Here is a 6,845-nt window from a genome sequence, read left to right as displayed (position 1 = left end):
GGCCCCGGCGGCACGCTGCTGGTGCTGCGCGTGGACACGCTCGCACAGCCGCAGCAGGTGCTGATCGACGACCCGCAGGCCACGCAGTGGCGCCCGGGCCAGCGCGTGGTGCTGCAGTGGGCGCGCGGGCGCTACCAGGGCCTGTTCGTGACCGGCTGGCAGGCCCTGCCCACGCCGGTGCCGCCCCAGGCCCAGGCGTCGCCGGGAGCTTTGCTTTGATAATCGCGCCATGAAAATCGCCATTCTTGACCGCGACGGCACCATCAACGCGCTGGGGGACGAGCCTTTCATCGCCAGCCCCGACGACTGGACACCGGTGCCTGGCGCGCTCGCCGCCATTGCCCGGCTCAACCATGGCGGCTGGCGCGTGGTCATCGCCACCAACCAGCCGGGCCTGGGGCGCGGCCTGTTCGACGTGGCCGCGCTCAACGCCATCCATGGCGGCATGCACCGCCAGCTGGCGGCCATGGGCGGGCGCATCGACGCCGTGTTCTATTGCCCCCATGCGCCCGACGAAGCCTGCCACTGCCGCAAGCCCGCCACAGGCCTATTCGAGCAGATCTGCGAGCGCTACGGCGTGGATGCGCACGAGGTGTGCGTGGTGGGCAGCTGCATCGCCCACCTGCAGGCCGGTGCGGCATTCGGCGCCCCGCTGCACCTGGTGTGCACGGGCGCGGCCGCTGGGCTCGACCCCGCGGCGGCGCTGCCCCCCGAATGGCCCCCGGGCACGCGTGCGCACGCCAGCCTGGCGGCCTTTGCCGAAGAGTTGCTGGCGCACGACAGCGCCCTGCCTGCGCCGCCACCGCTGCCTTGAGGCGATAGACACAGCCGCTGCCAGCGCTTGCCCTGTCTGCGCTGGCGTTTGAAAAGACCCCCCTCCATGTCCTTGATCCAACTGGTGCTGGACTTGTTCGATCCGCCGGCGCAGGGCTTCACGCCAAAACAGCCTCCAGCCCATGCAGGGAAAGCGCTGAAAGCTCCTGAAAGCGTAGCAATCGAGCCTCCGCAAAAGTCCCCACCTCCGCCTCCGCCCCCGCTGTCGCTCGGCGAGCTGCTGGCCCCCGCGAGCTTTCGCCACCCGCAGGCCCGCCGCGAGCTGCGGCTGGGCGACGCCGTGGTGGCCTACGCGCTGCAGCGCGTGCGCCGGCGCAGCATTGGCTTCACGGTGAGCGCCGACGGCCTCTCGGTGCGCGCCCCCACCGGGGTCACGCTGGCCGCGGTGGACGATGCGCTGCGGCGCAAATCGGGCTGGATCCTGCGCAAGCTCGCCGAGGCGCGCGAGCGCCAGCAGCGCGAGGAGCACGCGCGCATCCGCTGGCAGGACGGCGCCGCGCTGCCCTACCTGGGCGCGCCGCTCACGGTGGTGCTCGACCCGGCCCAGGGCGTGGCCGGCGTGCTGCGCGCGGCAGCCGCAGGCGCGCCCGCCGAGCTGCGCATCGGCCTGCCCGCCAGCGCCGGCGCGGCGCAGGTCCGCGACGCGGTGCAGGCCTGGCTCATGCACCAGGCGCGCGCGCATTTCACCGAACGGCTCGACCACTTCGCGCCGCTGCTCGGTGTGCGCTGGAGCCGCCTGCGCCTGTCCAACGCGCAGACGCGCTGGGGCAGCGCCAAGACCGACGGCTCCATCCGCCTGAACTGGCGGCTGCTGCACTACCGCCCCGCCGTCATCGACTACGTCGTGGCGCACGAGCTGGCCCACCTGCGCGTGATGGACCACAGCCCGCGCTTCTGGAGCACCGTGGCCACCGTGGTGCCCGACCACGCCGCGCTGCGCCGCTGCCTGCGCGACGAGCCGGCGCCGCGCTGGGATTGATATGCTATTGAAAAAATAGCTGCTTGCGCAGTGTGAGTAAGCGTTTGAGGCTTATTTCGCCTAAAAATTCCGACCCGGTGCACGGCGCGTGCGCAGCCGCTTGACGCGGCGCCGGCGCGGTCCACAATGCATTTGCTGCGCACGGTGCCAGCGCCTTTGCCCTTTCTCCGAACCGGTCCGCCCCATGATTCCGCTGCAACTCTTCGACCCGGCCTCGAGCACGTACACCTACCTGCTGCACGACAGCGCCACGCGCGAGGCGCTGATCATCGACCCGGTCGATGCGCAGCTCGAGCGCGACCTGGCGGCGCTGCAGGCACGCGGCCTCACACTGCGCTGGGCCGTGGAAACCCACGCCCATGCCGACCACATCACCAGCGCCGGCCTGCTGGCCGAGCACACCGGCGCACGCACGGCCGCGCCCGCGGACTGCGGCATCGGCACGGCCGCCGTGCAGCTGCAGCACGGCGACACGCTCGACTTTGGCGGCGAGCAGCTGCGCGCACTGCACACGCCGGGGCACACGGCGGGCAGCATGTCCTATGTGTGGCGCAGCCACGTCTTCACGGGCGACACGCTGCTCATCAATGGCTGCGGCCGCACCGACTTCCAGTCCGGCGACGCGCACGCGCTCTACCGCAGCCTCACCGAGGTGCTGTTCGCGCTGCCGGGCGACACCACCGTCTGGCCCGGCCACGACTACCACGGCCGTAGCCATTCGAGCATTGCTGCCGAGAAGGCCGGCAACGCGCGCGTGGCCGGCCGCAGCGAGGCCGAGTTCGTTGCGCTGATGCAGGGACTGGACCTGCCGCGCCCCGGGCGCATCGACGAAGCCGTGCCCGCCAACCTGCGCTCGGGCCTGCGCCACGACGCCGAGGGTGCCGCGCTGCAGGCGCCGCGCGCGGCCGAGGGCTATGCGGGCGATGTTCCGCCGCCGCTGGCCTGGCAGTGGGTGCAGCGCGGTGAAGCCGTGCTGGTGGACGTGCGCACCGACGCCGAGCGCGAATGGGTCGGCCAAGTGCCCGGCGCCGCCGCCGTGGCCTGGAAGCAGTGGCCGGGCATGGCGCTCAACCCCGGCTTCGACGCGCAGCTGCGCGCCGCCGTGCCCGCGGGCGGCACGGCCGTGTTCCTGTGCCGCAGCGGCGTGCGCTCCATCGCGGCCGCGCGCCGCGCGACCGAACTGGGTCTGGTGGCCTACAACATCCTCGAGGGCTTTGAGGGCAACCCCGACGCCCAGGCCCAGCGCGGCAAGACGGGCGGGTGGCGCTGGCACGGCCTGCCGTGGCGCCAGGGATGAAGCCGCACAAAAAACGGACCCGCGGGTCCGTTTTTTGTGGGGAGGGGTTTTGTTTACGGCGGCGGAATGCGCAGCTTCTGGCCCGGGTAGATCTTGTCGGGGTGCGTCAGCATGGGCTGGTTGGCCTCGAAGATCTTCGGGTACTTGCTGGCGTCACCGTAGTACTTCTTGGCGATGGCCGAGAGCGTGTCGCCGCTGACCACGTCATGGTACTGCGCCTCGGGCTCGGCCTGGGCCACGCTCATCTGGTTGTCGACGCTGGTCACGCTGGCCACGTTGCCGCAGCACAGGGTGACTTTTTCCTTGGCCGCCTGCGTGGGGGCCTCGCCACGCACCGTCACCTTGCCCTGCAGGCCGTCAAAGGCCACCTGCACGTTCTGGGTGCCGAGGTTTTGCGCGGCGATGTAGGTCTCGATGGCGCGCGCGGCCGTGGCGTTGCGCTCGTCCTGCGACGGTGCGGCCGCCGTGGCCGTGGCCGCCTGCGCGTCCTTGCCACCGAACAGTTTCTCGCCCGCGTCCTTGATGAAACTGAGAAGGCCCATGTGCAAACTCCTTGAGTGGCAAAAGAAAGCCCACTGTAATGCCCACGCGCGGCGCGCCGGTGTCGGACAGCGCGCCGAAAGCACGGCCGGCCGCGAGCGTGCTGCGGCCTCTGGAGCCTGCCCTGCAGCCCAGGTACTAAAACTCGGGATAATCCGCCGCATGACATTTTTGGCCATCGACGTCGGCAACACCCGCCTCAAGTGGGCGCTGTACAGGGGCCCCCAGCCAGGGGCCGAACTGCTGGCGCAGGGGGCCGAGTTCCTTGACCACATCGACCGCCTGGCCGAAGGCGCGTGGGCCCGGCTGCCCGTGCCCACGCACATGCTGGGCTGCGTCGTGGCCGGCGACGCGATCAAGCGCCGCGTCGAAGAGCAGATGGAGCTATGGGATGTCTCCGCGCACTGGGTGGTGCCGTCCTCGCACGAGGCGGGCCTGGTCAACGGCTACGACCACCCCGCACGCCTGGGCTGTGACCGCTGGGTCGCGATGATTGGTGCGCGCCAGCGCATGCTCGCCCACGGCCCGGCGCGGCCGCTGATCGTGGTCATGGTGGGCACGGCGGTCACCGTCGAGGCCATCGACAGCGCGGGCATGTTTCTCGGTGGCCTCATCCTGCCGGGCCACGGCATCATGCTGCGCGCCCTCGAATCGGGCACGGCCGGCCTGCATGTGCCCACGGGCGAAGTGCGCCTGTTTCCGACCAACACCAGCGATGCGCTGACCAGCGGTGGCACTTATGCGATTGCGGGGGCGGTCGAGCGCATGGTGCAGCACCTCAAAGCGCACTGCGGCGCCGAGCCGGTCTGCATGATGACCGGTGGCGCGGGCTGGAAGATGGCGCCGAGCATGACGCGGCCGTTCGAGCTGGTCGACAACCTGATCTTTGACGGCCTGCTGGAGATTGCCGCACGACGTTTTGTCGCCGCCTAGGCCGGCGTGGACCGCGGCCTGTTCTAGTCTTGTAGCTCCGCCCGCGCCAGGTCCACGTCCAGGTGCTCGGCGGCGTCCCGCGGCTCCATCGCGGCGGCCTGCTCGTAGAGGGCTGTGGCTTCGTCCATCCGCTTGTCGCCCTCCAGCATCACCAGCGCATTGGCATATTCGATGCGCGCAATGGCCGAGCCAGGATTGAGCTTCAGGGCTTCCGCGAACAGCTGCAGGCCCTTCTCCTTCTTGGCGCCATAGGTCATGCCGCCGATCAGCGCACCCACCTTGTCGATCACTTCGGCGTGGAAGGCGCCCAGCGCAATGCGCGCGTCTGCGTGCCCCGGCGCGAGCGCAATGGTTTTTTCGAGCGCGCCTTTGACCTTGCTGCCCAGGCCCTGGGCCAGCGCCTTGGCGACGCTGATGCCTTGGCTGTAGCGTCCGAGCGCATAGGCCTGCAGGTACCACGCGTTGGCGTTGCCGGGCGCGGCAACGGCCTGCGCCTGCGCGCGCTCGGCGACCTGCAAAAACAGGTCGAGCCGCGCCTTCTCCCGTTTTTCGAGGTAGTTGGCGTAGAGGGCCGTGGCCCGGTTGGCCACCGTGAGGCCCGCGCCGCCGGCGCTCAGTCCGGCCTGGGCTGCTTCCTGGAAGTCCCCGTTGTGGAACAGCACCCAGGCCTGCAGCACTGCAGCGTCGTCGGGCAGCGGTTCGGCGTCGCCGCAGTGCAGCTGCGGCCACTGCTGCTTCAGCGTGGCACTATCGAAGCGGTAGGCGCCGGGGTGGGGAAAAGGGGTCCATTGGGCCATGGCTGTCTCCTGTAGTGCGGGGTGTGGGGTAGCCTGGCCGTCAGGCGGCGGCCTCCGGTGAGCGTGGGCCCGGTCGTTCAGGGGCACGCTGTGGTCCGTGGCGTCGGGCAGCGCAGCGCGTGCCTTGCGGACGCGCCCGATCGGCGCAGCGGATCGTGCTTGACCGGACAGGGGCAGCGGAAGAGGCGGGGATCGGGGTGCGGCCGGATCGGCAGCAGCGCGGTGAAGGCAGGGACTGCGTGCCCAGCCGGTGGCACAGCGCCCGGGTGATTTCAACGGGGTGTTTTGCCGTGCGAAGCGGCGCTCGTTTCACCATGTGTGCGGCTCCCCTCGCAGCGCTGGATTGGGCGTTTGCAGCTACTCTAACCGAGGCTGCGGTCCATTCAAATATTGCGCTGCAGCATGGGCGCCGAGCGGTGGCGCCAAGCTATGTGCCAGCCACCCAAACGGCTGGCCTCCATTGCGGTGCGGGGTGTTGGCGCGCCGGAGACTGTTGGAATTGTGAAGATGCATAGACGCTTTCTCTTTCTGTAACCGCTCAATAAAGTACATGCCAACTACAATGAATTTCCCTTATTCAGCAGAATGCCTCTCTCCATGGAACAGCCTTGCCTTGTCAGTGAAATCCCGCAACCAATACAGCAAGAAGATATCGGCCTGCTAGACATCCTGGTAACGCTGGCAGAAAACATCAAACTCTTGATCTTTGTTCCCATGTTGGTGGGTTTGTGCGCGCTGGGCCTTGCCTTCATCGTGCCGAAAACCTTTGAGAGCATCGCCGTACTGAAGGCAGAGCAGGGCACAGCCAGCCTGATGACCACCGCTGCGGTACTGGACCCGGTAGCCGCTGGCTTGGGGTTAACCACGGAGGAGTCGGGCGAAGAAGCGCGTCGGCTGCTGCGTGAGCAAATCAAGGTGGCGGTGGGGCGCAATGACAAACTGCTCACGCTCACAGTTTCCGCGCCCGCGCCGCAGCAGGCGCAGGCTATCGCCGAGGCAGTGCTCCAGCAAACGTATGTGCAAAGTCGGCCGAAGGCGAGTGAATTGGCGCGGCTTGAAGCCCAACTGAAGGACGCGCAGGTGCGCATCAAGAATGCCGAAGACGCCGCAGGCGCCCTGCTCAAACGTATGGAGTCGAGCGGCGCAGGCAGCAGCACCGAGTCGGCGCGCGGTTACGCCGAACTGCTCAGCGTCACAGCCGCCGCACAGAATCAAGTGGCCACGCTTCAGACCCAGCTGGAAGGCGTGACAGACGCCCAACTCATCCAGGCCCCGACCCTGCCGCAAAGGGCCAGTAAGCCCAAGAAAGCCCTGCTGGCCATTGGCGCCACCCTGGCCACTGGACTGGCGCTGCTGCTGTTTGTCTTTGTGCGGCAGGCTGCGCGCAGCACGGTAAAAGATGCGGACGCTGCTGGCAAGGTGGCGCGCATTCGGCGGGCATTGGGGCTGCGGTAGGCAAGCAAGC

At 68.8% G+C, this 6,845-nt stretch carries 7 protein-coding genes and 2 pseudogenes; 7 read left to right on the top strand and 2 right to left on the bottom strand.

What is annotated here, in order from left to right:
• From B2J86_RS11940 to B2J86_RS18205, 5 genes and pseudogenes are all read left to right on the top strand, one after another.
• Positions 1-219: pseudogene (locus tag B2J86_RS11940) on the top strand (hypothetical protein); the annotation flags it as partial.
• A 10-nt stretch (positions 220-229) separates the two neighbouring features.
• Positions 230-814, top strand: a complete 585-nt coding sequence (gene gmhB, locus B2J86_RS11935; protein ID WP_169635918.1) for a D-glycero-beta-D-manno-heptose 1,7-bisphosphate 7-phosphatase — start codon at positions 230-232, stop codon at positions 812-814.
• 66 nt (positions 815-880) lie between these two features.
• Positions 881-1,813: a M48 family metallopeptidase gene (locus B2J86_RS11930; RefSeq protein ID WP_173025694.1), complete on the top strand. Its 933-nt coding sequence runs from the start codon at positions 881-883 to the stop codon at positions 1,811-1,813.
• Positions 1,814-1,997: 184 nt separating this feature from the next.
• Positions 1,998-2,498: pseudogene (locus tag B2J86_RS18210) on the top strand (MBL fold metallo-hydrolase); the annotation flags it as partial.
• Positions 2,499-2,672: 174 nt separating this feature from the next.
• Positions 2,673-3,110 (top strand): rhodanese-like domain-containing protein, encoded by a 438-nt coding sequence (locus tag B2J86_RS18205; protein ID WP_240965106.1) that lies wholly within the window; start codon positions 2,673-2,675, stop codon positions 3,108-3,110.
• Positions 3,111-3,163: 53 nt separating this feature from the next.
• Here B2J86_RS18205 and lysM read toward each other — a convergent pair whose 3' ends face one another.
• Complete coding sequence (gene lysM, locus B2J86_RS11920; RefSeq protein WP_169170718.1) at positions 3,164-3,652, bottom strand: peptidoglycan-binding protein LysM; 489 nt, start codon at positions 3,650-3,652, stop codon at positions 3,164-3,166.
• 160 nt (positions 3,653-3,812) lie between these two features.
• Here lysM and B2J86_RS11915 point away from each other — a divergent pair, with 160 nt between their 5' ends.
• Positions 3,813-4,583, top strand: a complete 771-nt coding sequence (locus B2J86_RS11915; protein ID WP_173025693.1) for a type III pantothenate kinase — start codon at positions 3,813-3,815, stop codon at positions 4,581-4,583.
• 23 nt (positions 4,584-4,606) lie between these two features.
• On the opposite strand, the gene B2J86_RS11910 is transcribed toward B2J86_RS11915, so the two are convergent.
• Positions 4,607-5,380 (bottom strand): hypothetical protein, encoded by a 774-nt coding sequence (locus tag B2J86_RS11910; RefSeq protein WP_169170720.1) that lies wholly within the window; start codon positions 5,378-5,380, stop codon positions 4,607-4,609.
• A gap of 597 nt (positions 5,381-5,977) precedes the next feature.
• Between B2J86_RS11910 and B2J86_RS11905 the strand changes: the two genes are divergently transcribed.
• Positions 5,978-6,835 carry a Wzz/FepE/Etk N-terminal domain-containing protein gene (locus B2J86_RS11905; RefSeq protein WP_173025692.1) on the top strand — a complete coding sequence of 286 codons (858 nt, stop codon included), beginning with the start codon at positions 5,978-5,980 and terminating at the stop codon, positions 6,833-6,835.
• The last annotated feature ends 10 nt before the right edge of the window (positions 6,836-6,845 follow it).

The organism is Acidovorax sp. SRB_14 (assembly GCF_012932145.1).
Classification (GTDB): domain Bacteria; phylum Pseudomonadota; class Gammaproteobacteria; order Burkholderiales; family Burkholderiaceae_C; genus Simplicispira.
This window is presented reverse-complemented; position numbering and strand designations above follow the sequence as displayed.